The 26,065-nt window shown below is 73.0% G+C and carries 19 protein-coding genes; 4 read left to right on the forward strand and 15 right to left on the reverse strand.

The features are described from left to right. Window positions 1–23 precede the first annotated feature (23 nt). Entirely contained in the window at window positions 24–1,424 is a 1,401-nt protein-coding gene (locus ACZ6R9_RS29215; protein WP_465541434.1) for a GntT/GntP/DsdX family permease, read from the forward strand. 78 nt (window positions 1,425–1,502) lie between these two features. On the opposite strand, the gene ACZ6R9_RS29220 is transcribed toward ACZ6R9_RS29215, so the two are convergent. The 8 genes from ACZ6R9_RS29220 to ACZ6R9_RS29255 form a co-directional block, all read right to left on the reverse strand. Continuing rightward, window positions 1,503–3,086: a glycerol-3-phosphate dehydrogenase/oxidase gene (locus ACZ6R9_RS29220; RefSeq protein WP_380484901.1), complete on the reverse strand. Its 1,584-nt coding sequence runs from the start codon at window positions 3,084–3,086 to the stop codon at window positions 1,503–1,505. A 105-nt stretch (window positions 3,087–3,191) separates the two neighbouring features. Then, window positions 3,192–4,715, reverse strand: coding sequence for a glycerol kinase GlpK (gene glpK, locus ACZ6R9_RS29225; RefSeq protein ID WP_465541436.1), 1,524 nt, complete (start codon window positions 4,713–4,715; stop codon window positions 3,192–3,194). 253 nt (window positions 4,716–4,968) lie between these two features. Then, window positions 4,969–5,733, reverse strand: coding sequence for an IclR family transcriptional regulator (locus tag ACZ6R9_RS29230; RefSeq protein WP_189277139.1), 765 nt, complete (start codon window positions 5,731–5,733; stop codon window positions 4,969–4,971). Between the two features lie 265 nt (window positions 5,734–5,998). Beyond that, complete coding sequence (locus tag ACZ6R9_RS29235) at window positions 5,999–7,171, reverse strand: serpin family protein (RefSeq protein WP_465541438.1); 1,173 nt, start codon at window positions 7,169–7,171, stop codon at window positions 5,999–6,001. A 122-nt stretch (window positions 7,172–7,293) separates the two neighbouring features. Beyond that, window positions 7,294–8,055, reverse strand: coding sequence for a hypothetical protein (locus ACZ6R9_RS29240; RefSeq protein ID WP_465541439.1), 762 nt, complete (start codon window positions 8,053–8,055; stop codon window positions 7,294–7,296). Further along, window positions 8,055–8,681 (reverse strand): RNA polymerase sigma factor, encoded by a 627-nt coding sequence (locus tag ACZ6R9_RS29245; RefSeq protein ID WP_380484892.1) that lies wholly within the window; start codon window positions 8,679–8,681, stop codon window positions 8,055–8,057. The genes ACZ6R9_RS29240 and ACZ6R9_RS29245 overlap by 1 nt, the downstream gene beginning before the upstream one ends. 299 nt (window positions 8,682–8,980) lie before the next feature. Further along, window positions 8,981–9,940 (reverse strand): homocysteine S-methyltransferase, encoded by a 960-nt coding sequence (mmuM, locus tag ACZ6R9_RS29250; protein WP_465541440.1) that lies wholly within the window; start codon window positions 9,938–9,940, stop codon window positions 8,981–8,983. A 53-nt stretch (window positions 9,941–9,993) separates the two neighbouring features. Next, window positions 9,994–10,494 carry a carboxymuconolactone decarboxylase family protein gene (locus ACZ6R9_RS29255; RefSeq protein ID WP_465541441.1) on the reverse strand — a complete coding sequence of 167 codons (501 nt, stop codon included), beginning with the start codon at window positions 10,492–10,494 and terminating at the stop codon, window positions 9,994–9,996. Between the two features lie 343 nt (window positions 10,495–10,837). On the opposite strand from ACZ6R9_RS29255, the gene ACZ6R9_RS29260 reads away from it, so the two are divergent. Further along, window positions 10,838–11,377, forward strand: a complete 540-nt coding sequence (locus ACZ6R9_RS29260) for an EF-hand domain-containing protein (RefSeq protein WP_380484887.1) — start codon at window positions 10,838–10,840, stop codon at window positions 11,375–11,377. A gap of 107 nt (window positions 11,378–11,484) precedes the next feature. Here the strand turns inward: ACZ6R9_RS29260 and ACZ6R9_RS29265 are convergent, their stop codons facing one another. From ACZ6R9_RS29265 to ACZ6R9_RS29290, 6 genes are all read right to left on the reverse strand, one after another. After that, window positions 11,485–11,937: a DUF6917 domain-containing protein gene (locus ACZ6R9_RS29265; RefSeq protein WP_465541445.1), complete on the reverse strand. Its 453-nt coding sequence runs from the start codon at window positions 11,935–11,937 to the stop codon at window positions 11,485–11,487. Beyond that, window positions 11,934–12,872, reverse strand: a complete 939-nt coding sequence (locus tag ACZ6R9_RS29270) for a Gfo/Idh/MocA family protein (protein WP_465541447.1) — start codon at window positions 12,870–12,872, stop codon at window positions 11,934–11,936. Before ACZ6R9_RS29270 ends, ACZ6R9_RS29265 begins: the two co-directional genes overlap by 4 nt. Further along, window positions 12,869–14,014, reverse strand: coding sequence for an Ldh family oxidoreductase (locus ACZ6R9_RS29275; RefSeq protein ID WP_465541449.1), 1,146 nt, complete (start codon window positions 14,012–14,014; stop codon window positions 12,869–12,871). Before ACZ6R9_RS29275 ends, ACZ6R9_RS29270 begins: the two co-directional genes overlap by 4 nt. A 171-nt stretch (window positions 14,015–14,185) precedes the next feature. Further along, window positions 14,186–15,616 (reverse strand): M20/M25/M40 family metallo-hydrolase, encoded by a 1,431-nt coding sequence (locus tag ACZ6R9_RS29280; protein ID WP_465541451.1) that lies wholly within the window; start codon window positions 15,614–15,616, stop codon window positions 14,186–14,188. Beyond that, entirely contained in the window at window positions 15,606–16,616 is a 1,011-nt protein-coding gene (locus ACZ6R9_RS29285; protein ID WP_465541453.1) for a sugar phosphate isomerase/epimerase family protein, read from the reverse strand. The genes ACZ6R9_RS29280 and ACZ6R9_RS29285 overlap by 11 nt, the downstream gene beginning before the upstream one ends. After that, a complete protein-coding gene (locus tag ACZ6R9_RS29290) occupies window positions 16,613–17,701 on the reverse strand; it encodes a Gfo/Idh/MocA family oxidoreductase (RefSeq protein ID WP_465541456.1) in 1,089 nt (362 codons plus the stop codon). The genes ACZ6R9_RS29285 and ACZ6R9_RS29290 overlap by 4 nt, the downstream gene beginning before the upstream one ends. A 454-nt stretch (window positions 17,702–18,155) precedes the next feature. On the opposite strand from ACZ6R9_RS29290, the gene ACZ6R9_RS29295 reads away from it, so the two are divergent. Further along, on the forward strand, window positions 18,156–19,328 hold the full coding sequence (locus tag ACZ6R9_RS29295; RefSeq protein ID WP_465541458.1) for a DegT/DnrJ/EryC1/StrS family aminotransferase: 1,173 nt from the start codon (window positions 18,156–18,158) through the stop codon (window positions 19,326–19,328). Next, window positions 19,325–20,476, forward strand: a complete 1,152-nt coding sequence (locus ACZ6R9_RS29300; protein ID WP_465541460.1) for a DegT/DnrJ/EryC1/StrS family aminotransferase — start codon at window positions 19,325–19,327, stop codon at window positions 20,474–20,476. The genes ACZ6R9_RS29295 and ACZ6R9_RS29300 overlap by 4 nt, the downstream gene beginning before the upstream one ends. A gap of 136 nt (window positions 20,477–20,612) precedes the next feature. On the opposite strand, the gene ACZ6R9_RS29305 is transcribed toward ACZ6R9_RS29300, so the two are convergent. Next, window positions 20,613–22,262, reverse strand: coding sequence for a class I adenylate-forming enzyme family protein (locus ACZ6R9_RS29305; protein ID WP_465541462.1), 1,650 nt, complete (start codon window positions 22,260–22,262; stop codon window positions 20,613–20,615). Window positions 22,263–26,065 lie beyond the last annotated feature (3,803 nt).

Consider the following 26,065-nt stretch of genomic DNA (forward strand, 5'->3'; position numbering starts at 1 on the left):
CCCCGGGCGGTGCCGGCCCGTCAATGGAGACTCGCGTGACCCCCACCCTGCTGGCCGCCGCCGCGCCGGCGCTCCCCCACACGTCCAGCAACGGCCAGTTGCTGCTCGCGGTGCTGCTCAGCATCGGCGCCATCGTGCTGCTGATCACCAAGTTCAAGCTGCACCCGTTCCTGGCGCTCACCCTCGGCTCGGGCCTGCTCGCCGCCGTCGCCGGCGCGCCGTTCGACAAGCTGCTGAGCAGCTTCTCCACCGGATTCGGCTCCACCGTCGCCTCGGTCGGCCTCCTGATCGGCCTCGGCGCGATGCTCGGCAAACTGCTCGCCGACTCCGGCGGCGCCAACATCATCGCCGACACGGTGCTCGCCCGGACCGGCCCGAAGATGCTGCCCTGGGCGATGGCGCTGATCGCCGCCGTGCTCGGCCTGCCGCTGTTCTTCGAGGTCGGCGTCGTCCTGCTGATCCCGATCGTGCTGCTGGTCGCCCGCCGCGGCAACGTCCCGCTGATGCGGATCGGCATCCCCGCGCTGGCCGGCCTGTCCGTGCTGCACGGCCTGGTCCCCCCGCACCCGGGCCCGCTGGTCGCCGTTGACGCCCTCAAGGCCGACCTCGGCGTCACCCTCGCGCTCGGCCTGCTGATCGCCGTCCCCACCCTGATCGTGGCCGGCCCGCTGTTCTCCCGGTTCGCCCAGCGCTGGGTCGGCCCGCTGGAGATCCCGGCCGACACCACGCCCGCCGAGACCGTCAAGCACGAGAAGACCCCGCGGTTCGGTGCCGTCCTCGCCACCATCCTGCTGCCGGTCGCGCTGATGCTCGGCAAGGCCCTCGCCGACGTGGTGATCGACGACCCGAAGAACACCGCTCAGCGGTTCTTCGACTTCATCGGCTCCCCGCTGATCGCGCTGCTCGCCGCCACCCTGCTCGCCATGGTCACCCTCGGCAGGGCCGCCGGGTTCGACAAGGCCCGGATCTCCGAGACGGTCGGCAGCTCGCTCGGCCCGATCGCCGGCATCGTGTTCATCGTCGGCGCGGGCGGCGGCTTCAAGCAGACCCTGATCGATGTCGGCGTCGGCCAGGCGGTCAGCGAGTGGTCCGGCAAGTGGCACATCTCCGCGCTGCTGCTCGGCTGGCTGATCGCCGTGCTGATCCGCCTCGCCACCGGCTCCGCCACGGTCGCCACCATCACCGCCGCCGGCATCGTGGGCCCACTGGCCGCCGACATGTCGACCACCCACGCCGCGCTCATGGTGCTCGCCATCGGCGCCGGGTCGCTGTTCCTGTCGCACGTCAACGACGCCGGCTTCTGGCTGGTGAAGGAGTACTTCGGGATGAGCGTCGGCCAGACGCTGAAGTCCTGGTCGGTGATGGAGACGGTGATCTCGGTGGTCGCGATCGCCCTGATCCTGCCGCTCAGCCTCGTCATCTAGCGCGCAGCACCCCACAGACCGCGACGCCCTCCGGATCCCGCTTCTCTCCCGGAGGGCGTCGTCGCGTTCCGGCGCGTACTACCGCGCCAGCAGCTCCGCCGTGCGCTTGCGGACCTCCTCGGTGTCCAGCCCGCGCACCGTCAGCGTGGTACGCCGCCGAAGCGCGTCGTCCACCGTGTACGCCCACTCCTGCTCGGCGGCGTACACCACCTGCGCCCACACGTCCGGCCCGTCCGGGTGCACCCGCTCGCCCAGTTCGGGGCGTTCGGCGATCAGCCGGGCGATCTCGAACGACAGCGTGCCGTAGTGGGTGGCCAGGTGGCGGGCCACCAGCGGGTCCATCCGGGAGCCAGGCTCGCGGTCCATCAGCAGCCGGTGCGCGACCGCCTGCGGGGCGCCGATGCCCGGCAGCGGCACCGTGGCGGGGAACGGCGAGATGTCCTCGGCCAGGCCCACGCCCCGGGAGTTCTTCAGCTTCTCCAGCACCACCCGGCCGATGTGCCGGTAGGTGGTCCACTTGCCGCCCGCCACCGACAGCATCCCGCCCCGGCCCTCGGTGACCACCGTCTCCCGCTTGGCCGCCGCCGTCGCCCCCGGACCGCCCGGCAGCACCCGCAGGCCCGCGAAGGCGTACGTGATGTCCTCGCGCCGCAGGTGCTCCTCGCGCACCGCGTGCCCCGCCTCGGACAGGATCTGGTCGATGTCCGCGTCGGTGGCCCGCACATCCAGCGGGTCGCCGGTGTACTCCTCGTCGGTGGTGCCCAGCAGGACGTGGTCCTCCCACGGGATGGCGAAGGACACCCGGTACTGGTCGATCGGAATGGTCAGCGCGGCCCGCCACGGCGCCTGCCGGCGCAGCACCACGTGCGCGCCCTTCGACAACCGGATCGACGGCTCGGCGCCCGGGAACTCCATCCGCCGCAGGTGGTCCACCCACGGGCCGGTGGCGTTCAGCACCAGGCGCGCGTCGATGCCGAACTCGGTGCCGTCGAGGCGGTCGCGGACCTCCGCGCCGCTCACCCGGCCGCGGGTGAAGCGCAGACCCGTCACCTCGGCGTGGTTGAGCACCACCGCACCCGCGTCCACCGCCGCCCGCACCGTCATCACGGCCATCCGGGCATCGTTCATCTGGTGGTCGCCGTACACCGCGACCCGCCGCAGGCCCTCGGTGCGCAGCCCCGGCACCGCGCGGGCCGCCGCCTTCGGCGAGACCACCCGGCCCAGGCCGTCGCGGAACGCGGACAGCGCCGAGTACAGGAACACACCCGCGCCCAGCTTGGGCGCCGAGTGCGGGCCGCCCTCGTAGACCGGGACGAAGAAGGTCAGCGGGTTGACCAGGTGCGGGGCCACGTCGGTGGCCAGCGCCCGGCGCTCCTTGTGGTTCTCCGCGACCAGCTTGACCGCGCCGGTCTGCAGGTAGCGCAGCCCGCCGTGGACCAGCTTCGAGGACGCGGAGGACGTGGCGTTCGCGAAGTCCCCGGCGTCCACCATGGCCACCTTCAGCCCGGCCTGGGCGGCCGTCCAGGCGGTGGCGGTGCCGAGGATGCCGCCGCCGATGACCAGCAGGTCGTAGCGGGCCCGGCCGAGCAGCTCGCGGGTGGCGGCGCGGGAGGCGACGCGGCCGGCGGCGCGCTCGGCGCCCAGGGTCGGGATGCTTGCCATGGTGTGTGCGGCGGGCCCGGTTCGCGGCCGGTTCCGCGTCTCCTTCCGATCGGGAACGGTGGCTCTGACACGGGTCAGAGTGGCGGGCTGTGGCGGGCGGTGGCGTCAGAGCTGCGGCTGCTCCTCGTCCTGCTCGATCCAGCCCATGGTGCGCTCCACCGCCTTCAGCCAGTTGCGGTGCTCGCGCTCGCGGGTCGCGTCGTCCATCCGGGGCGTCCACTCGGCGGCCCGGTGCCAGTTGGCGCGCAGCGTGTCCAGCCCGTCCCAGAAGCCGACCGCCAGGCCGGCCGCGTAGGCCGCGCCGAGCGCGGTGGTCTCGGCGACGTACGGGCGCTCCACCGGGACGTTCAGCACGTCCGCGATGTTCTGCATCAACAGGTTGTTGGACGTCATGCCGCCGTCCACCTTCAGCGCGGTCAGCGTGACACCGGAGTCCTTCTCCATGGCGTCCACCACCTCGCGGGTCTGCCAGGCGGTCGCCTCCAGCACCGCCCGCGCCAGGTGGCCCTTGGTGACGTACCTGGTCAGGCCGGTGATCACACCGCGCGCGTCGGAACGCCAGTAAGGGGCGAACAGGCCGGAGAACGCGGGCACGAAGTACGCGCCGCCGTTGTCCTCGACGGTGCCCGCCAGGGTCTCGATCTCGGCCGCCGTGGAGATGATGCCGAGCTGGTCGCGCAGCCACTGCACCAGCGAACCGGTGACCGCGATCGATCCCTCCAGGGCGTACACCGGCGGCTGGTCGCCGATCCGGTAGCCGACCGTGGTGAGCAGCCCGTGGTAGGAGTTGACGATCCGCTCGCCGGTGTTCAGCAGCAGGAACGTTCCGGTGCCGTACGTGGACTTCGCCTCGCCCACGTCGAAACAGGTCTGGCCGAACAGCGCGGCCTGCTGGTCGCCGAGCGCCGCCGCCACCGGCACACCCGCCAACACCCCGACCGCCTCGCCGTACACCTCGGCGGAGGAACGGATCTGCGGCAGCATCGCCATCGGCACGCCGATCGACTCGGCGATCCGCTCGTCCCACTCCAGCGTGTGCAGGTTCATCAGCAGGGTGCGGGAGGCGTTGGTGACATCCGTGACGTGCCGGCCGCCGTTGACGCCGCCGGTCAGGTTCCAGATCACCCAGGTGTCCATGGTGCCGAACAGGATGTCGCCGGCCTCGGCGCGCTCGCGCAGCCCCTCCACGTTGTCCAGCAGCCAGCGGATCTTCGGCCCCGCGAAGTAGCTGGCCAGCGGCAGGCCCGTCTCCCGGCGGAACCGGTCCTGCCCGACATTGCGGCCCAACTCCCGGCAGAGCGCCTCGGTGCGGGTGTCCTGCCAGACGATCGCGTGGTGCACCGGCTCACCGGTGTGCCGGTCCCACAGCACCGTGGTCTCACGCTGGTTGGTGATGCCGACCGCCCGGATGTCTTTCCGGGTCAGCCCCGCCTTCTCCAGCGCGCCCCGCACCACCGCCTGCACCCGCGTCCAGATCTCCGCCGCGTCGTGCTCCACCCAGCCCGGCTGCGGGAACAACTGCGCGTGCTCCTGCTGCTCGACGGCGACGATCCGGCCGTCCGCCCCGAACAGGATGCACCGGCTGGACGTGGTGCCCTGGTCGATCGCGGCGATGTAGCTGGCAGTCATGCGGTTCCTCGGCTCGGCTCAGGGACGTCAACGGGGGACGGGGCTGACCCTTCGTCAGTCCCCGTGCGCGCGGGTCCGGCAAACCACGCGGGCGGCGCGGAACGCCCGGACCCTCCAGCCGTCGTTCGACAATGTCGACCGACGTTTGGAAGCCAACAGCAGCCGGACGCCCGACGTCAAGGCGTGGTGACCCGCGACGCCCCGACGGCCACGCACCGCCGCCGGACGATCACCCGCTGCCCACCGGACACCCTCAGAACCGGTGCGCCCCGAGGTCACGGGAGATCGCCCGCGCCGCCGTCCGCACCGACGCCACCAGCGACGGGCGCACCGCCCCGCCCTCGCACACCGTCTCCACCGCGCCGCTCACGCACACCGCGCCCACCGGGTTGCGCCGCCGGTCCTGGATCAGCGCCGCCACCGAGGCCACGCCCTCCCAGGTCTCCTCCACCGCGTCCGCCCAGCCCCGCTCCCGCACCAGCGCGCACTGCGCGTCCAGCGCCGCCGGCTCGGTCACCGTCCGCGGCGTGAACGCCTCCCACGGCCCGTCGCCCAACTCGCCGCGCGCCACCGGGTCGTACGCCAGCAACACCTTGCCCAGCGCCGTCGCGTGCAGCGGCTGCATCGAACCGACCTCCAGCACCTGCCGCGAATCGTCCGGCCGGAACACGTGATGCACCACCAGCACCCCCCGCTGGTGCAGCACCCCCAGGTACACCGTCTCGCCCGCCGCCCGCGCCAGATCGTCCGCCCACACCAGCGCCCGGGCCCGCAACTCGTGCACGTCCAGGTAGCTCTGGCCGAGCCGCAACAGCTCCGCCCCCAACTGGTACTTGCCGCTGTCCGGGTCCTGCTCGACGAACCCCTCCTGCTGCAGCGTCCGTAGAATGCCGTGCGCCGTCCCCTTCGCCAGCCCGAGCCCCGTCGCCACCTCCGACAGCCCGAGCCGCCGCTCCCCGCCCGCCAACAGGCGCAGGATCGCGGCCGCCCGCGACAGCGACTGGATCGCACCGGACACCGGCCCACCTCCACTGACCACCGGTCGGCAATGCCGACCCCACCTACCGTGCTCCGACGGTACTACCCCGGCGACCCCGGCAGCTCACACCGGTGCGGTACGGCTGGTGCGTTACGGCTGGTGTGGTGCGGCGCGGGCGGCTCGGGTGCGGGCTGTGCGGTGGGGTGCTGCGCGGGCGGTGTGGTGCGGTGCGGTGCGGGCGGTGCGGGTGCGGTGCTGCACGGTGCTGCACGGTGCTGCACGGTGCGGTGCGGGCGGTGCGGGCTCAGGCCTTCGTGGCGGGATCCGCCACCCAGCCCGCCATCAGCACCAGGCCCGACGCGCGGTGCACCGCCAGGAACGCGAACGGCCGGTCGAAACGCGCCACCGCACGCCGCACCCGGAACCGGCGGGAGACCAGCGCGGCGGCCCTGGTCATCGCCAGTGCCGTCACCGCTCCCGCCTCGAAGCCCTCCGCCGAGAACTCCGCCATCGCCACCTGCCGGGCCTGCGACACCTTCAAGGCAATACTCCGGCTGATTCCCCGGAACCAGTCGCCGTCCCGGGCGGCCGTTCGCAGCCCGAACACCTCCGCACTCGCCAGCAGGTCGTGCTCGGCCCGCACCGAGAACGCCACCGTGGTCAACGTGCCGAGGTTGTGCGGCGACGTCGAGTCGACCATCGTCAACTTCAGCCCCGGCCACGGTTCCCCGTCCGACAGGCCGTCCATCGGCATCCGCCGCGACGCGCCCGACACCAGCTCGAACCCGGCCGCCACCACCGCCCCCGGCGCCGCGCCCTCCCCGCCGAGCACCAGGTGGACGTCCACCTCGCCGTCCCCGACCACCCGGACCTCCGTCACCGGTCCGGTCGAGGTCTCCGCCACCGCGATCCGCTCGTACAGCTCGGCGCCGGAGGCCTCCAGCCCCACCAACTCCCGCTGCGCCCAAGGGCCTTCGGTCAAGCGCTGCCGAACCGTCCGGAACGGCGCCGCCCACTTGGTCCGCACCGTCACCGCCGACGCCAGCAGCAGCTCCACTCCCGCGACGTCCACCGGCATCCGCTGCAACAGGCCGCCGGTCTGCTCCGCCGCCCACCGGTCCAGCGCGGCCCGATCACCGTCCGGGCTGCCCGTCAACCGGCCCCACAGCGACGCGCCCACCTGCTTCACCCAGGCGGGCTCCACCTCGACGCCGTCCGCCGTCCACACCCCGAGTGCCGCCGCGCAGCCCAGCACCCGTCGCACCAGCTCCAGCAACTCCGACGCCGCCGCCGGGGCCTGCTCGGCCGGCACCCCCAAAGCCTCCGCCAGCTCCTCGCGCACCGGCTCGCCCGCCCCGGCCGCCAGCGCCGCGAGCAGCGGCCACACCCCCACCGCCGTCCACACCTGCCCGGAGCCGAACGCCAACTCACGCCCCCAGCGCGCCCCGAGACCGTTCACCACACCGACCGCCCGCACCGCGACCCCTCTCCGTCCGTGGACCACCCGACCCATCCTCCCCGTCCCCGGGCCGGTCCGTCGCGCGGAAACACGGCGGGGGAGACAGCGGACAGCCGCTGCCTCCCCCGACCGCGTGACGGTTACTGCGGGTTGTTGTCCGCGATGGAGTCGGCCGGCAGGGCGGGCGCGCAGTCCGGGCCCGGGATGTCGGTCAGGCCGCCCATGATGACGCTGGCGCCGTGGGACGGGTCGGTCTTCGCCAGCGGGAAGACGATCTGCACCTGCTTGTCCGCGGGGATCCGAGCGGGGTTGAGGATCAGGACGAGCTTGCCGTTCTCCCGGCCGAGGGTCCAGCTCTGGTCACTGGCCTCGGGCGCGGGGTTCGCGGAGAAGGACGGGGCGATCGCGGAGGGGGACGGGGCGCCCGCGGAGGCGGACGGCGAGCTCGAGGGCGCAGAGCTGGCCGAAGTGGACGGCAGAGGCGCCGGGGCCTGGCAGTTGGGGTCGCCGGCGTAGACGCGGGCGCGGATGCCGAGCCGATCGAGCTCGCGCTGCACCTTGGCGAGGTCGAGCTTCCCCGCCGGGTTGACGACGGTGAGCTTCACGGTGCCGTTGTCGGCGGACTGCAGGGTGTACGCCGCCGCGCTCTGGGTCGGCAGCGCGGTCAGGACGACACCGGTCGCGGCGGCGACCAGGGCGGCCGGCAGCGCGATCCGCACGCCGAGACGCCGACGCTTCACGTTCAGGTCCTGCTGCTCGTTGTCGCGGCGGGACATGTTCAGCAAGCTGTTCATCAGGTGTTCCTCACGCTGGTGTTCGCGGCCGGCGGGAAAGTCGCGTTCGGCGGGCGCCGGCAGCATCCGACGCAGCGTCTGCAGGTCGTCGTCCTGGTACCCGGTCATCACGCGTTCCCCTTCTTCGGCCCGACCGCTTCGGTGCGGTCATCTGTTACCTGCCGTCCTGTGGCCGCAGGTTCCACCCGCAGGCCAAGATTTTTTTGTGCGAGCCGGTCCAAGCGGCGGCGGGCCCGGGACAGCCGGGAACGGACCGTGCCGACCGGCACCCCCAGCGCGTGCGCGGCCGCCGCATAGTCCAGCCCCGCCCACACGCACAGCGCCAGCACCTCCCGGTCGGTGCGGGAGAGATGTTCGAGAACCTCCCGCACCGCGGCGATGCGCTCCTGGTCCTCCAGCCGCCCGACCAACTCGTCGGCGAAGTCGGGCAACAGCTCCGGCTCGGGCATCCGCTCCATCAACGCACGGTGCCGGCGCGCCACCCTGCGACGGCGGTGCACCACGAACGTCGCGATTCCCAGCAGCCACGGCAGCAGACTCCCGCCGGTCGGCTCGGCCTTCTCCCGCAGCCGCCACGCCTCGAGGAACACCAGCGAGGCGCAGTCCTCCGCCCCCGACCAGTCGCCGGTCAGCCGAAAGCAGTGGTTGTACACCGCCTTGCCGTGCTCACGGAACAGCACCCCGAAGGCGCCCTCGTCACCTGCCCGTATCCGGGCTCGAAATCCTGGATCCATACCCTTCTCCGCCGCCCACGGGCACACGAGTTCCACGTGAGCTGCACCACACCGGGGCCGGGCGTTGCATACTGTCGGGGCCCCGCGCCAACTGGCCTCCGATCAACCGCAGTTGTCACCGGCGGCCGCCACCTCCACGATCCGGCCGGGCGCGTTGGCCGGCGGCGCGAGCGCCTCGGCCGGTGGCTCGCCACCCCTGGTCGGGTCGTGTGCGGAGTCTGTCAGAAGATCCGGCACGCTCTCCCGCGAGCCGCCCCTTGCGTGCCTGGGGGTGGAATTCGGAGCGCCCGCGCAGTGTGTCAGCCGGCGGTCTGCTCGGCGATCGCGGCCGCCATCTCCGCGATCCGGTCCGCGCCCACCCGGCAGCAGCCGCCGACGAGTCGGGCGCCCGCCGCGACCCAGCCCGGTGCGTCGGCGGGATCGAACGAGGCCGGGCCCGCCCAGTCGTGGGCCGTCGCGTTCCAGCCCTCGCCGCTGTTCGGGTACGCGACCGCCGGTCGGCCCGTCAGTTCCACCGCCAGCCGCACCGCTGACGAAACCTCTTGCGGCGCACAGCAGTTGACGCCCACCGCCACCACCTCCGGCACGTCCGCCAGCAACGCGAACGGCTCCGCGAGCGGCTCGCCGCCCCGGGTCAGGCCGTCCGCCGCACCGAACGAGAACCACGCGGGAAGCCCCAACTCCCGGACGCATTCCGCGAGTACGCGCGCCTCCAGCAGGTCCGGCACCGTCTCCACCGCCAGCGCGTCCGGCCCGGCCGCCGCCAGTACCTCCAGGCGCGGACGGTGGAAGGCGGTCAACTCCGCAGCGGACAGGCCGTAGTGGCCCCGGTACTCGGAGCCGTCCGCCAGCACCGCCCCGTACGGGCCCACCGACGCCGCCACCCAGCGCGGCCGTCCGTCACCCAGCTCCGCCGACGCCTCCTCGGCCGCCTGCCGCGCCAACTCCACGCTCAACGCCAGCAGTCGGTCCGCCTTCGCCGTGCTCACGCCGCGCGCCGCGAAACCCGCCCGGCTCGCCTGGTAGCTCGCCGTGGTGGCGACCTGCGCCCCAGCCTCGAAGAACGCCCGGTGCGCCGCCACCAACTGCCGCGGATCGTCCAGCAGCAACCGCGCCGACCACAGCGCGTCCGACAAATCGCAGCCCTGCGACGCGAGTTGGGCGGACAGCCCGCCGTCCAGCACCACCGGCCCGGCCGCCAGTGCCGCGGCGAACCCGCCGTCGGCCGTCGCGCCGGGGCCGTTGCGCACCGCTGTCATCCCTCCAGCCTGCCGCACCACTCGCCAAGGGGCGAACCCGCGGCAGCGAGGCCTCAGCCCTCGGCTGCCGGAATCGGCCGGGAGGTGACCGCGATCCGGTTGTACGCGTTCACCACCGTGGCCGCCCAGGCCACGAACGCCGCCTCGGGGTCGGACAGCACGTTGCGCGCCGCGCGTTGCGCCCGTGCGCCCGCCGTGTGGTCGGGAAGCAGGGTGACCGCCTCCGCAAGGGCCAGCGCAGCGCGCTCACGGGGTGTGAACAGCGGGCCGGACTCCCGCCAGGCCGCCAGCAGGCCGAGCCGCTCCTCCGATTCGCCGGCCTTCCGGGCGGCCGTGGTGTGCAGGTCCACGCAGTACGTGCAGCCGTTCAGCTGCGAGCAGCGCAGCCGCACCAGTTCGAGCAGCAGCGGCTCCAGCCCGGCCGCCGCCGCGGCCTGCTCGACGGCGCCGTGCAGCGCGTGCACGGCGGCGAAGGCCTGCGGGGCGAGTTCGATCAGCGGGAGCGGCGGGAGCGTCCCGGTCGCGGCGGTCCTTGTCGCGGAGGTGTCGGTCACGGAGCGAGACTACGGCCCCCGCGCGGGCCCGCCGCCGCCGAATCGGGCCTCGATCACCCGCCCGGGAGACGAGCCTTGAAACCGTTGACCGCGTCCCCAAATCGTGGCGGAGGCCATGGAGTTCCACGCCATGCGGCCTGACGGTCAGTCAACATGTGCGACATGTCACCCGGTTGGCGGTGTGACGGCGAAGCGGAGCGCAGCGCGCCGGTAGTGTGACATTCCGTGGCCGACCGCACCGATTGTGTGATGGCCGCTCCTTCGAAACCCAGCGGGCGACACCCGTCGGCCCTGTCCCTGGACCGGCCGCCGCCGCCCGCACCAGACTCACGTGGAGACACCGATGACCACCTCCGTGCAGCTCGACCGTGCCCAGAAGCGCTTCGACCTCTGGGACGTGAACGGCGACGGCCAGATCGACCGCTCCGACTGGGACGCCGAGGCCCAGCGCATCCTGCAGGCCTTCGGCGAGGTCCCGACCTCCCCGGCGGGCCGCCAGCTGACCGAGGCCTACCTCGGCATGTGGAGCTTCTTCGCCGACAAGGCCGGCATCGACGAGCAGGCCGGTGCGCTCACCCCCGAGCAGTTCAACCACATCGCCGAGGAGCACATCCTGGAGAACGGCGGCGCCGGCTTCGGCCGCGTCGTCAAGCCGACCATCCAGGCCATGGTCGAGCTGGTCGACGTGGATGGCGACGGCCAGGTCAACCCGGCCGAGTTCAAGACCTGGCTGGACGCCATCGGTGTCGAGAACATCGAGCCGGCCGAGGCGTTCCGCCAGATCGACGCCAACGGCGACGGCCAGCTGTCCGTGGAGGAGCTGGTCCAGGCCGTCCGCGCCTACCACATGGGCGAGTTGGACGTTCCGCTGCTGGGCCGCTGAGCCCCACCGCGCGGCCGGCGACGGCCTGACGCACTCGGGCCCGGAACGGGGAGGCGCCCCCCGGTCCGGGCCTTCGGCATGCCGCAAGACAGTCCCTGTTCGCCTGCTCAGGACTCCGTGGCCGCCGGGACGAACCGCACCGGCAACTCCGGCCGCAGATCCAGCTTCTCGCCGGTCAGCAGGTGATCGGCCGCGATCAGCACGTTGTAGTGGTTGGGAAAGTGGCAGGCGTCGAAGCCCAGCACCGTCCCCACCCGGTGTGCCCCGACGAACACCTCGTCGCCCCGGTCCAGCACCCCCGCCGCCGCGATCTCCGCGAAGCCGAGGAACCCGACCCGGTCGATCCGCGCACCCGCCGCCGTGTCCCGCTGATCGGTCGTCACCAACTCGTGCACCTCGCCGACCCGCACGCACCGGCTGGCGAACGGCTCCAGGCTCATCCCGCGATCCGTCCGACTGTGCAGCAGCACCTTCACCAGCGTGCCCGTCACCGTCCGCTTCGGCCCGTTCTCCAGTACTGCGGACGCCAGTTGGGCCCGATCGTCGCGCTGCCGGATCACCTGCGCGCCCCCGCCCGCTCGGCCCGGTACGCCGCCTCGACCACGCGCAGCGCGTCCACCCCGTCCGGCCCCCGGAAGCCGGTGCCGCGTGCGTCGCCGTCGTCCGTCAGGAGTCTCTTGAACGCGGTGACGATGCCGACGTATTCGTGCCACAGCGACTGCTTGAACCCGTCGTGCCCGGCCAGCAGGTCCGCCCGCAGCACCGAACCGTCCGCCAACTCCACGGTGACGTCCTTCAGTTCACCCGGGTACGACCAGTCCAGCTCGATCCGGCCGCGCACCCCGCGCGCACCCGCCAGCTCCAGCAGCGCGTACCGGTCCACCCCGCCCTCGTCCCGCACCACCTCCGCGGCCTCCACCCGCATCGGCCCGGCCAGCAGCCGCAGCAGGTCGTACGCGTTCGGGCCGTTGTCGGCGACGCAGCCGCCGCCGCAGCGCTCCGGGTCCAAGTACCAGCGGTCCCGGCCGACATGCTCCTCGATCCGCTCGAAGTACCGCGCCGTCACCGACCGCACCGGCGCCGCACCCTCCAGCGTCCGGCACAGCTCCCGCACCGCCGCGTTGTACCGCCGGTGGAACGCCGTGAACAGCGGCACCCGGCGCTCGACCGCCAGCGAGGCCAAGTCCGCACCCTCCGTGGCCCGCAGCGCCAACGGCTTCTCCACGCACACCGGCAGACCCGCCCTCAGCGCATCCCGGCAGATCGTCAGGTGCAGGTCGTTCGGGACGGTCACCACCACGGCGTCCAGCCCGCCTGCGGCCAGCAGCGCCCGGTGGTCCGTGAAACACCCCACCCGGCCCTCGAACTCGCGCAGCAGCTCCGCGTCCCGGTCGCACACCGCTGCCAGCCGCACGCCCGGGACCTGCTCCAGCGCGGCCAGATAGAACCGCGAGATCACCCCGAGACCGATCACGCCCACCCGCAGGCCGCTCACTCCGCCACCTCCACGGTCACGTCCACCGGGCGCACGCCGAACTGGGCTGCCACAGCGGCGAGTTCGACCAGCAGCGGGGCTGCCAGCGGCACGCCGTCGCGGTGTGCGGCAGCGGTCCGCCGGGCCTCGTGCCAGCCCGGATAGACGACCGGACCGGCCTGGCCGGCGGCGGGCGGACAGGCCAGCACCGTGGAGAACAAGGTCCGTGCGTCCGAGGCCACTTGCTCCGGATCGCGGAGCGCCGCCGGGGCGATCGCCAGCGCGAACAGGCCGATGTCGTCGTCCCGGCCGGTCGGACCGCCGTCCCCGTCCAGCGCCGTCGGCTCCGGGCCGAGACCCGCGCCGGGCAGCATCGCCGCCAGCACCTCCACCATCAGCCCCAGCCCGAACCCCTTGAACTCGGCACCCGAACCCGACCCCAGCCACAGCAGATGCGCCTCGCCCCGGTCGAACGCAGCCGGGTCCGTCACCGGACGCCCGTCCTCGTCGGCCAGCCACCCCTCCGGGATCGCCCGCCCGGCCCGCGCCGCTGCCCGTACCCGTCCCGTCGGAACCGCCGTCGTACTCATGTCCAACACGTACGGCGGAAGTTCACCCGCCGGTGCGGCCACACTCCACGGATTGGTGCCGAGCAGGGCGACCGCGCCACCCGGCGGACGGGCGATCCGCTGCCGCCCGCAGTTCGACGCCAGCAGCCCGATCATGCCGCGCCCGGTCACCCGCGCCGCATGGTGCCCCGCACACCCGAAGTGCGTCGCCCGCCGCACCGAGACCAGCCCGATGCCGAGCCGCTCCGCCCGGTCCGCCGCCAACTCCATTGCCGCGCCCGCCTGCCAGAGCCCGAGCGCGTTCCTCGCATCCACCAGCACCGCCGCCCCCCGGTCGGCCACCACCTCCGGCTCGGCCAGCGGATCGGCCCGCCCCTCCGCCAGCAACGGCAGATACAGCCGGGACAGATTCACCAGCCCGTGCGAGTCCATCCCCGCCACGTCCCCGTAGCACAGCGCCTCCGCTGCCAACCTGGCGCGTGCGGGCGGCAGTTGGTTGGCGAGGAAGACGTCGGTGGTGAACCGGAGCAGCTCGGCGTACGGGACGCGGACGGTACGGGCGGCGGAAGTCGGCGAGGACGCCACGGTGGTCATGGGCAACAGCCTCCGGACAGACGGTGAGGGTGAAGTCGTGGATGGGGGAGTGGAGTTGGTGGCCTCGACTGGCCTGCTTGAGCGCGGGTCGGTCGGTGGTCGGAGGTCGGTGGTCGGTGGTCAGCGGTTCGGTGGTCGGTGGTCGGTGGTCAGCGGTTCGGCGGTCGGCGGTCAGCGGTCGGCGTGGGGTCGGCGGAGTGGTCGGTGGCGGGCGAAGGCCACCAGCAGGCGGGCCACCGCCGAAGCGAAGCCGTCGAGCTGGGCGAGGTCGGCGAACTCGCCCGTCGCGTGCGCCCGATTGGCGCCGAGGTCGCCGGGGCCGAGCACCACGGTGAACGCGTCCGGCAGGCCCGCCGTCCAGATCGCGTCGCAGGTGAACGCCGGTTCACCGTCCGGGAATCGGGGGATTCCGGCCTGCCGCGTCAGCAGGTCCTCGAATGCGGGATGCCGGTTGTCCAGGACGGGCAGGCCGCGTTTGAGCCAGTCCAGTCGGGTGATCCGCGCGCAGTCGGCGGCGGTCCGGGCGAACTCCGGGAGTCCGGCGAACTCCCGTCCGAATGCGGCCAGTCCGGCATCGACCGCCGCCCGCACGGCCGTCTCCGCCCGGCGTCCCGAACCGGCGTCCCGGTAGGGGAGGTTGAGCAGCAGCTCGCCGGTTCCGTACACCCGGTTGTGCAGCGGACCGGTGCTCAGCCCGGCCACACACACCGGGTCGCGCGGAGCGGCCACGGCGCCCAACTCCCGCGCCAGGTACTGCGCGAGGAAACCGAGCAGTACGCTCGCATTGTGGCCCTCGCCCGGGCAGTCGTCGATCGCGTCCTCGCCACCTACCCGCAACCGGGCGGTGGCGGCGGCCGTGGCCCGGGGCAGATACCGCAGGCCGGTCGGTTCGCAGAACACGTTCAGCGCGCCCACGTACCCGGCCTCCACCAGCGGACGGGTGCCGAACACGCCCATCGCGCCGCCCTCTTCGCCCGACACGGCCTGTACCAGCACCCCGACCGAACTGCCCAGCCGGGGCTCCGTCGCGACCGCCGCCCGAATCCCCGCCAGCAACGCCACCGCCGGACCCTTGGCGTCGATCGCGCCCCGCCCCGTGAACCGGCGCCCGTCGAACCCGACCGGCTCCAGTCCGGCCACCGTGTCCAGGTGCACGTTGAACATCACCGTCGCCGCCCGGGGCAACTCCGGTCCGAGCCGCAGGACGAGGCTCGGCTGGGACGCCAAGAAACCCTCGTCGCCCGCTCGTTGGCGCACGGTCAGCGGCACGTCCGGACGGTCGAGGTCCGCCGCGCGTGGCGCGCCGCGATACACCTCGGCCAGGCCGACCGCCCCCGCCGCCCGGGCGTACACCGTGAGCGCCTCGGGGAGCAGCGGGCGCGGTGCGCCGGGGCCGGTCTCCAGCGGGCCGGCGGTCGGCAGGCGGAGAAGGTCGAGCAGCAACTCCCGGTCGTCGGCGTCGAGTCGGGCGCCCGTCTTTGCTGTGCCGGTGCCGGTGCCGGTGCCGGTGCCGGTGCTGGTGCTGGTGCCGGTGCCGGTGCCGGTGCTGGTGTCGGAGTCGGAGTCGGTGTCGGTGGTGCGGGCTGCGGTGTCACCGCTCACGCGACACCGCCGCGGTGTGCTCCAGCCCGCCGGGCACCAGGCGCCAGCCGACCGCGGACGGCAGGACCTCGCGTTCCACCAGCGTACTCAACGCCCGCCCGGCCGCGACGAATCCGCTTACGGCGGTGCCGTCCGCCGCCAGGCCCTGGTGCGGGCGGGTGGCGAGATGCGGCTCCAGCGACCATCCGCCGCTCCAGCCCCGGTCCACCAGGAAGCGCAGGCTCTCCGCGAGCCGCGCCGCCCCGTCGCCCGGCAGCACGTACTCGGCGCTGTCGCCGCCGCCCACCGCGTCCTTGATGTGCACGTGCGCGACGTGGTCGGTGATCTGACGGAGCATCAGGTATCCGTCGTAGCCGTGCGCGACTCCGTTGCCGGCATCGAACAGCAGGCGCAGCGCCGGGCTGTCCACAGCGGCCACCAGGTCGATTTGGCGTTCGGCGGAGGTGCCAGCCCAGCCGCTGCAGTTCTCGTGCAGCAGGGTCAGGCCTTCCTGGCCCGCCAGTTCGGCCAGGCAGGTCAGTCGCTCCAGCACCAGCCGGCGCCAATCAGCGTCCGGCAGGCCCGCGTTGGGGTAGGACATGACCCGGATCCGGTCGGTGCCCAGCAGTGCGGCGCGGGCGGCGAGTGCGGCGAGTTCCGCCAGGTCGCGGCCGAAGTCGTCGGTGATCCGGCAGCTCCAGTTGCCGATCCGGGAGGCCAGGCCGGTCACCCGGACGCCCCGGGCGGCGAGCGTCTCGGCGATCCGGCCGACCCGGTCGAGCGGCAACTCGGCGATCCAACTGCCGTCCATGGTCCGCAACTCGAGGTCGTGCCACCCGAGTTCGTCCAGCGCGTCGAGCTGGCCGGGCAGGTCGGGGGCGGCCTCGTCGCCGATGCCGCCGAAGCTGATCGTGGGGGCGGCGACCGGACGGGGCAGCGACCGGCCGAGCGACGCGCCGGACGTGGTGGTGGTGTCGGCGGCGGTGTCGGTGTCGGCGGTGCGCGGTGCGGCGGCAGTCATCGGGCGGCCGCCGCGCGGTGCTGCGCGTCAGGCGTTTGAGCGTCAGGCGTCTGCGCGTCACGGATCTGTGCCTCGCGCGCCTGCGCGGCGATCGTCTTGGCCTGGTCGAGCAGCCGCACCACCTGGGAGTTGACCGCCAGGTCGGGGTGCGGGTGGCGGGCGCCGCCGGCCGCGCCGCCCGCCGCGAAGTAGGCGTAGACGTGGTGCAGGAAGGTGCTCAGCGAGTCGTCGTGGAGCAGTTCGGTGCTCTCGCCGTCGTGGTCGATGACGGTCAGCCGGGCGTAGGCGTCGGCCTCGCTGCCGGGGAAGTGGCCGATCAGGGTGCCGTGGGCGAGTTCCAGGGTGACTCGGCGCTCCCGGACGGGGGAGGTCAGGTCGGAGCGGATCCGGGTCCACGCTCCGCTCTCGTGCTGGAGGTTGAGCCAGGCGGTGCCGAGCCGGGGCAGTACCCGCCCGCCGACCACCATGTCGGTGCCGCCCGCACCGGTGACCCGGCCCGGCCCGGCCAGTGAGAGGCAGAGGCCGAGCGAGTGCGGCAGTTCGATGTCGAACGCGGTGGGGTGGCCGTCGCCGGCCAGCGAGCGGGAGAAGCGCGGCTTGCGCTGTACCACGTGGATGGTCCGCAGCGGGCCGTACGCCCCGCTCGCCAGGGCGGCGCGCAGCCGGTCGGTCAGTCGGCTGCCCAGCCACTGGGCGACCACCACCAGGTCCAGCCCGTGGCGCTCGCGCAGCGCGAGCAGTTCGTCCAGCCCGGCCGCGTCGGCGGCGAACGGCTTCTCCAGCAGGATGCGCCGGTAGCCGAGGCGGCCCAGGGTGTCCAGCGCGGCGACCCGTTCGGTCGGCGGGGTGCAGAGGTGGACGACGGTGTCGGCGGGGTCGGCCAGCCGGGGCGCCTCCGCGAGGCTGACGGGTCGCAGGTCGGCCGCTGCCCCGGGGCGGCGGTGCGGGTCCACCGCGAGTATCGGTGCGGGGGCGAACAGGGGCGCGGATTCGGCGGCGGTACGCAACCGGCGCAGCACCGGCAGATGGAGTCCGCTGCCCGCCCGCCCCATTCCGACCAGTAAGGTCCCGAGTCCGTTCGACATGGCGGAGCCGTCCTTCCGTCCGATTCGCGGGGATCGCGTCGCCGGGTATTCAACCAGTCACTTCCTGCCGGGCCCGAGTGACCGTCAACTCGCCTAGCTAGCAGGCCATTCGAACGAGTGAAGACGCCGTTCCCGCGCGGTGGACGGCGGTGGGGACGGCATAGATTCAGCGGGGTGCATCCGGCTGCCGTGCGGGTGAGTCGCCTTTGCTCGAAAGCCGGTTCCGAAAACCAACCGGAAAACGCTTTCCCGTTCCCTGTGGCGGTGTTCGGAAAGCGTTTTCCGGTTGCGTCCGGCCTGTCCGAAGTCGGCACCTGGACCGCCTTGCCGCGGCGCCGTACCCGTTATCGCCCGACCAGCCCGACCAGCCCAGCCCGCCCGGCCAGCCCGCCCGGCCAGCCCGCCACCTACCACCCCACCCGTCCGTCACCGCCCCACAACCGATGAGAGTTCCATGGGTGCCTCCTCCGGCGTCTCCTTCTTCCAGCAGGCCGAGACCTTCGAATCCCTCTGGCCCACCACCCGGCGCCACCTCGACGAACTGATGGACCGCGGCAAGTACTCGCACGGCCCCAAGGTCGCCGAACTCGAAACCGCCCTCGCCGCCTGGACCGGCGCCCGCCACGTCGTCGGCGTCAACAGCGGCACCGACGCGCTGGTCCTGCTGCTGCGTGCGGCCGGCCTGCAGCCGGGCGACGAGGTGATCGTCCCGACGTACAGCTTCGTCGCCTCCGCCAGCGCCGTGGTGCTGGCCGGCGGCCGCCCCGTCTTCGCCGACATCGACCCGCACAGCTACAGCCTCGATCCGGCCAGTGCGGAAGCCGTCCGCACCGAGCGCACCCGCATGATCATGCCGGTCCACCTGTTCCACCAACTCGCCGACCTGAGCGGCCTGCTGGACTTCGCCGACCGCCACCGACTGACCCTGGTCGAGGACAGCGCCGAGGCCTTCGGCATGCGCTGGAACGGCGTCCACGCCGGGCTGCACGGCACCGGCGGCGTGCTGTCGTTCTTCCCCACCAAAACCCTCGGCGCGATCGGCGACGCGGGGGCCGTCCTCACCGACGACCCCGCCATCGCCGACGCCGTCGCCGCGATGCGCCACCACGGCCGCACCGGCCACACCGTGGACGACTTCCCCACCATCAACCGGCCCACCGAACTCCTCGGCACCAACAGCAAGATGGACGACATCCAGGCGGCGGTTCTGCTCGCCAAGCTCAGCCGCGCCGACCAGGACATCGCTCGCCGCGCCGACCTCGCCGCCCGCTACACCGAGCGCCTGGCCGGCACCCCCGGCCTGACCCTGCCCACCATCGTCCCGCGCGAGGCCGCCACCAACCTCGTCTGGTACGTCTACCTGATCGAGTCCGACCACCGCGACGAACTCGCCGCCCACCTTGCCCAGCACGGCGTCCAGACCGAGACGTACTACCCGACGCCGCTGCACCTGCAACCCTGCTTCGCCGAACTCGGCCACCGGCGCGGCGAGTTCCCGCACGCCGAGGCCGCCTGCGAACGCGCCCTCGCGCTGCCGCTCTACCCCGACCTCGCCGACCACGACCTGGACCTGGTCAGCGACCTGGTCCGCGGCTTCCAGCACCGAAGGCACGGAACCCCCCGATGACCACCACCGCACCCCCGCCGATCCCGTTCTTCCCGCCCGACCTCTTCGAGGACGACCGCGACCTCCTGCTGGACGTCGTCCACGAGGTCGCCACCGACCCCGCCCAGCGCTTCATCCTCGGCGAACGCACAGCCCGCTTCGAGGAGTTGCTGCGTGCCGACCTTGGCGTCGCCGACGTCATCGCCTGCGGCAGCGGCACCACCGCGCTCACCCTCATCCTGCGTGCCATGGGCATCGCCGCCGGTGACGAGGTGATCGTCCCCGCATTCGGCTGCGCCCCGCTCGCCAACACCGTCCTCGGCGTCGGCGCCACCCCCGTGTTCGCCGACATCGACCCGCACACCCTGGTCATCGACCCGGACGCCGCCGAGGCCCTGATCGCCACCCGCACCAAGGCGTTGATGCCCGCCCACATGTTCTCCGTGATGGCCGACATGCCGCGCCTGCGCGCCCTCGCCGACCGGCACGGCCTCCGCCTGATCGAGGACTCCGCCGTCGCCCAGGGGGCGGTCCTGGACGGCCGACCCGCCGGCACCTGGGGCGACGCCGGCCTGTTCTCCTTCGTCCAGGTGAAGTCCTTCGGCGGCCCCGGCGAGGGCGGCGTCGTGATCACCGACGACCCTCAACTCGCCCGCGTCGCAAGGATGCTGCGCAACCACGGCCAGGACGGCGTGCACCGCTTCCGCCACCACCTGATCGGCATGAACAGCCGATTCGACGAAGTCCTCGCCGCGTTCCAACTGCGCCGCCACCCCGGCCTGGCCCGCCGCCTGGCCCGCCGCGCCGAGATCGCCGCCCACTACCACGAACAGTTCACCCCACTCGCCGAGCACGGCATCACCCCGCCGCCACCCGGTACCAACGGCCGCTGCTACTACGTCTATTCACTGCTCGCCGAGCACCGTGACCAGCTCAAGAAGCACCTCGCCACCCACGGCATCGACAGCCACATCTACTACCCGAGCCCACTGCCCCATCAGCCCGCGTTCGCCTCCGCCGCCCCCGCCGGCGGCCACTGGCCGAACGCCGAACGCGCCGCCCGCCAGTGCCTGTCCATCCCGGTCCACCCCCACCTGACGGACGCCCAGGTGGACCGGATCACGGCCGCCGTGCTGTCCTTCGCCGACGCGCCCGCACCCGTCGCCTGAACCGCACCGCAAGCGCCGGGGACGGATCACGGCCGCCGTGCTGTCCTTCACCGGCGCGCCCGCACCCGTCGCCTGAGCCGCACCGCAAGCGCCGGGGCCCACCACGCCACCGTGGTGGGCCCCGGCCGCATTCGTCTCAGCTCACCGCAACTACCGCCCCCTGGCCCCGAGTTGCCTCGGCCGCCAACTCCGTGAGCGCCAAGCGGTCCGGCTTCCCGGACGCACCCAACGGCAACTTGTCCAGCAGGACCAGCCGCTCCGGCCACTTGTACTTCTCCAGCCCGCACAACTGGCCCAGATAGTCCGTCAGTTCAACCAGTGCCAACCCGCCCGCCGGCTCGCGCGGCACCGCGCAGACGCACATCCGCTCGCCGAGATCCGGATCAGGCACCGGCACGCACACCGCCTCCAGCAGCCCGGGGTGGCCCTCCAGCAGGCGCTCCACCTCCGACAGGCCGATCGACACCCCGCCCCGGTTCACCATCTGCTTGGTCCGCGCCACCACCCGCAGCGACCCGTCCGCCTCCAGCACCCCCAGGTCGCCGGACCGCACCCACCCGCCGTCCACCCGCAGCCGGGCGTCCAACTCCGGTTCCCCGACGTGGCACAGCGGACTCATCGGCCCCCGCGCCTGCACCTCGCCCGCCACCCCCGCCGGCACCGGCCGCCCGTCCGGCCCGCACACCCGGAACTCCGCCACCGCCGGATCCGGACGTCCCACCCGGAGCACATCGACGTCCGAACTCGTCCATCGGGTATGGCAGTTCATCCCGTCACTGGCGCCGTACACGTTCACCACCGGGCACCCGAACCGCCGCAACGCCGCCCCCAACACAGCCGACGACAGCATCGCCGAACTCGACACCACCGCCTGCAAGGAGGACAAGTCCTCACCCCCCACCGGAAGTTGATCCGCCAGGCGACGAAGCATCGTCGGCACTGCCGCCAGGTGCGTCGGCCGCCAACGCCCCACCGCCGCCAGCGCATCCGCCGGATCGAATCGCTCCCGCAACACCACCGTCGCCCCGCACCGCACCAAGGACACCACCGCCAACGAGCCGTACGCCGTCGCCGGATGCACCAACAGCAACACCCGCGGCGGCGCCCCGTCCACCGTCTCCAACACCCGCTCCACATACCGACCGCGGCCCCCCGCCAGCGCATTGTGCGAGTACGCGATCAACTTCGGCGCGGCCTCCGACCCCGACGACACCAGAATCCGGGCCGGCGCCTCCGCATCCACGCCCACCGGCTCCCACTCCGCCTGCTCCGGCCACGGCTCCGCAACCAGCACCACCACCTCGTGCAGGCACGGCAGTTCGGGCCGCAACCCGTCCACCAGCGCCTTCCACTCCGGCACCGTCACCACCGCATCCGCCCGCGACGTCCCCAACAACGCCAGCAGATCCCGCCGCCCATGCCCCGGCACACACGGCAACACCACCGCCCCCAACGCCGCCACCGCCAGATCCACCGCCACCGCCCGCCAATCCGCCGGCACCTTCGTCGCCACCACCGACCCCGGCCCCACCCCCCTCGCAGCCAACCCCGCCGCCAACCCCCGCACCCGCCCCGCCAGTTCGGCGAACGTCACCTCACCCCCGTCATCCACCACAGCCACCCGCCCCCCATCAACCCCCACCCGCTCCACAAACAGCTCATACAACCCCCGCCCCGGACACCACCCCCGAGCCACCCACTCCTCCCGCAACCCCCGCCCCACCTGATCCGGAAACTCCACCCCAGCCACCGACACCCACATACCGCCCACAACCACCACTCCCATCACTGATCGATCCCACACTGAAAACCCTCCCTCCACCCAGCAGCCCACCCGGCAGCCCACCCGGCAGCCCACCCCGCGCCATGCCCGCGCGCCGCCCACCACGGGAGCACCGCTCCGGCCGCCGGAACCACGCGACCGGATCCCGTCCCGCCGACCCTCTTCGCCCGAGCGAGCACCGCCGACCGACGGGACGTGAGCAGCTCCGCAGCCCCAGTCGTGCCGGCCGGTCACCTGTGCTCGCAGTGCCCGGCGCGCAGGCTCTGTCGTGGCCGGATGCGCGGCATGCAGCGTCACTGGTTGGCCAGGATGCGGACGACGCTGAGGCGTCGCGCTGCCCACGGCCACCCTGCGACGGCCTGGCCGGTACAGGCGGTCCCGACATGCGGGGGTGAGCCTGCACCTGCCGACCCGTCCCACCGGAACAACGGCCTCCACCCACCAGGCCTGCCGCATCGCCGCGACGCCGCCCAACCGCGTTCCTTGAACCGCCGCGCCATCCCTCCACGTCAGCAAACAGACCCCGGCACCCCGGCGAGCACCTTCGCCTGTCGGCCGCCCGGCGCCGACGTCCGTATGGCCGATTGCCAAGTCCACGCGACCGGATCCCGTGCTGCCGGCCCACTTCGCCCGGGTAGGTGTCGCGTCCGACTCTTGGAGCCTGGCCTGCACCGCAGCCCCGGCCGCGTCCACCCGTCACCGAGGCCTTCGCGCCGCTGTGCCGCCCGGCTGCGGTGCCGGGCGGCAAGTTCCGCCCCGTCGGCCGTGGCCGGATTTCGCTACGCGCAGCGCCAACGACCTGCCAGCGCACGGGGGTTGGCGATGTGCCGCGCCGCCCGCATCCGCCTTGCGGCAGCCCGGCCGGTGCGGACGCTCCTGGCGCGCCGGGGCGAGCCCGCAGCTGCCAATCCGTCCCGCCGAGACGACGACCTCCCCCTGCCGGGCCGGCCGAATCGCCGCAACTGCACCCGACCACGCTCCTCGGCACGCCGCGCCGTCCCTCCACGTCACCACGGCCAGGGCACCACCTCTCTGAGCGCCCCCGCCCGCCGTCGGCCGGTCGGCGCGGGCTCGATACCTGTCCGCAGTCAGGTGCTTGTGTCCCGGGCCTGCAACGTCGGTCCACTTCCTCTGAACAGGCCCTGCCGAGTGCCGGAGCCTCCGCAGCTCCGCAATCCCGCCCACGCCCGCCTGTCACCGAGATACTCGCTGTCTCGGACCACTCTGGTGCGGTGCCGGGCAGACAACCGCAGCGTGTCGGCCGCGACCGAACTGCGCGGCGTGCAACGCCACCGGCCCTCCAGCGCAAGGGTGTTGGCAACCTGCCGCGCCGCCCACAGACGCCCTGCGGCAGCCCGGCTGGTCCAGGCGCTCCCGCAACACCGGGGCGAGCCCGCAACCACCGACCCGTCCCGCCGAGACAACGGTTTCCACCCGCCGAGCCCGCTGCATCGCCGCAATGCCGACCAGCCACGCTCGCCGGATCGCCGCGCCATCCCTTCACGTCAGCACACCGATGCCGACACTTCGGCTCGCGCTCCCGCCTGTCGTCGGCCGCTCTGTGTTGGGCAGTTGGTCGGCATCGCGCGCGTCGATCGCCCGGTCCACATGACTCGATCCCGTTCCGTCTGCCGACTCCTGGGGCTTGGGTAGCTCGCGGTCCCCAGTCGCGCCTGCCGGTCACCAACGCGTTCGTGTCATCGCGTTGCTCGGCTGCGGTGCCGGGTACTGCGCTCCGGCGCTCTGGTCGTGGCCGATGTGCACGGCGCTCAGCTCCACCGGCCTTACCGGGAAGAGGCGTTGGTGACATCTGGTACCACCCGGCCGGTGCAGGCGTTCCGGGCGCGCCGGGGCGAGCCCGCAGTCGCCGACCCGTTCCGTCGAGACACCGGCATCCACCCACCGAGTCAGCCGCATCGCCGCAACGCCGTCCGCGCACACGTGTCGGAAGGCCGCGCCGTCCCTTCACGTCAGCACGCAGAGAACGGAATCTGCGCGAGCGCCCCCACCCGTCATCTGCCGCCCGGCGCCGAGCCGTTGCGGGGCAGCGTGTGTGTGGTCGGCTGCCAGGTGCGCGCGACCGTGACCTGCAACGTCGGACCGTTCCACCTGTTTGGACCTGGCCGGCTTCCGGGGCGTTCACAGCTCCGTGGCCCCCATCCTGCCTGCCTGCCACCGAGGCGTTCGCGGCATCACGCGGCCCAGCCGCGGTGCCGGGTACACATGCACGAGGTGAAGCGCCACCAGCTGTACGGTGCACGGGCGTTGGTGACGCACCGCGCCGCCCCCAGGCGCCCTGCGGAGTTCCGGCCGGTGCAGGTGCTCTCAGCGTGCGGGCGTGAATCCGCAAGCGTCGACCCACCCCACGCAGACAGCGGCGTCCACCGACCGGGCCAGCCGCATCACCGCACTGCCATCCGGCCATGCCCGTCGAGACGCCGTGCTGGCCCTTCGCGTCAGCAGGCAGGGCGTGGCACCTTCGCGAGCACCCCGGCCTGTCGTCAGCTGCCCGGCGCTGGGTCGCTGGTCGGCAGCGCGCGAGCGACCGACCGCCGGGCCCATACGACCGGATCCCGTTCCGCAGGCTCACTTCGCCTTCATGGCCACGGCTACCCGCTAGCGCGTTCGCAGTACCGAAGCCCTGGTCGCGCCTGCCTTCCACCGCGACGTTCGCCGTGGGCCGCCGCCCGCAGGCACCCGGCGGCGGCCCGATCGGTGCAGATGCTCCCGTCGTGCGGGCGTGAATCCGCAACTGCCGACCCACCCCACGCAGACAACGGCGTCCACCGACCGAGCCAGCCGCATCACCGCACCGCCGTCCGACCACGCCCGTCGAGACACCCTGGCGCCCCTTCACGTCAGCCAGCAGCGCGTAGCACCTTCGCGAGCACCCCCACCTGCCGTCAGCATCCCGCCGCCGGACCGTCGCTGGGCAGCGCGCGAGCGACCGACCGCCGGGCCCACACGACCGGATCCTGTTCCGCAGGCCCACTTCGCCTTCATGGCTGCCGCGACCACCTGCGGGGGCGTTTGCAGTACCGAAGCCCCAGTCGCGCCTGCCTCCCGCCGAGGCGCTCTCCGTGTTACGCCACCCAGTGGCGGTGTCGTGCGCGCATGCGCGGCGTGCCGGTCGAGGCCGTAGTGCGCGATGTGAAGTGCCACCAGCTCTCCAGCGCACGGACGTTGGTAACGCGCCGCGCAACCCACAGGCATCCAGTGACGGCTCGCTCAGTGCAGATGCTTTCGACGTGCGGGCGTGAATCCGCAACTGCCGACCCATCCCACGCAGACAGCGGCGTCCACCGACCGGGCCAGCCGCATTGCCGCACCGCCGTCCGACCATGCCCGTCGAGACACCCTGCCGCCCCTTCGCGTCAGCAGGCAGGGCGTGGCACCTTCGCGAGCACCCCCACCTGCCGTCAGCATCCCGCCGCCGGACCGTCGCTGGGCAGCGCGCGAGCGACCGACCGCCGGGCCCACACGACCGGATCCCGATCCGTCGGCCCACTTCGCTTGATCGCACCCGGCCACCTGCTAGCGCGTTTGCAGTACCGAAGCCCTGGTCGCGCCTGCCTCCCACCAAGGGGCTCGCCGTGTTACGCAGCCCCGCTGCGCTGTTGGGCGCGCATGCGCGGCCCGTCGGTCGTGGCCGAGGTGCGCGACACGAAGCGCCACCAGCCCTCCAGCGCAAGGGTGTTGGTTGCGCGCCGCGCAGCCCACGGGCATCCAGTCGCGGCCCGCTCGGTGCAAATGCTCTCGGCACGCGGGCGTGAATCCGCGACTGCCGACCCATTCCACCCAGACAG

The sequence above is a fragment of the Kitasatospora sp. NPDC048662 genome (assembly GCF_055587065.1).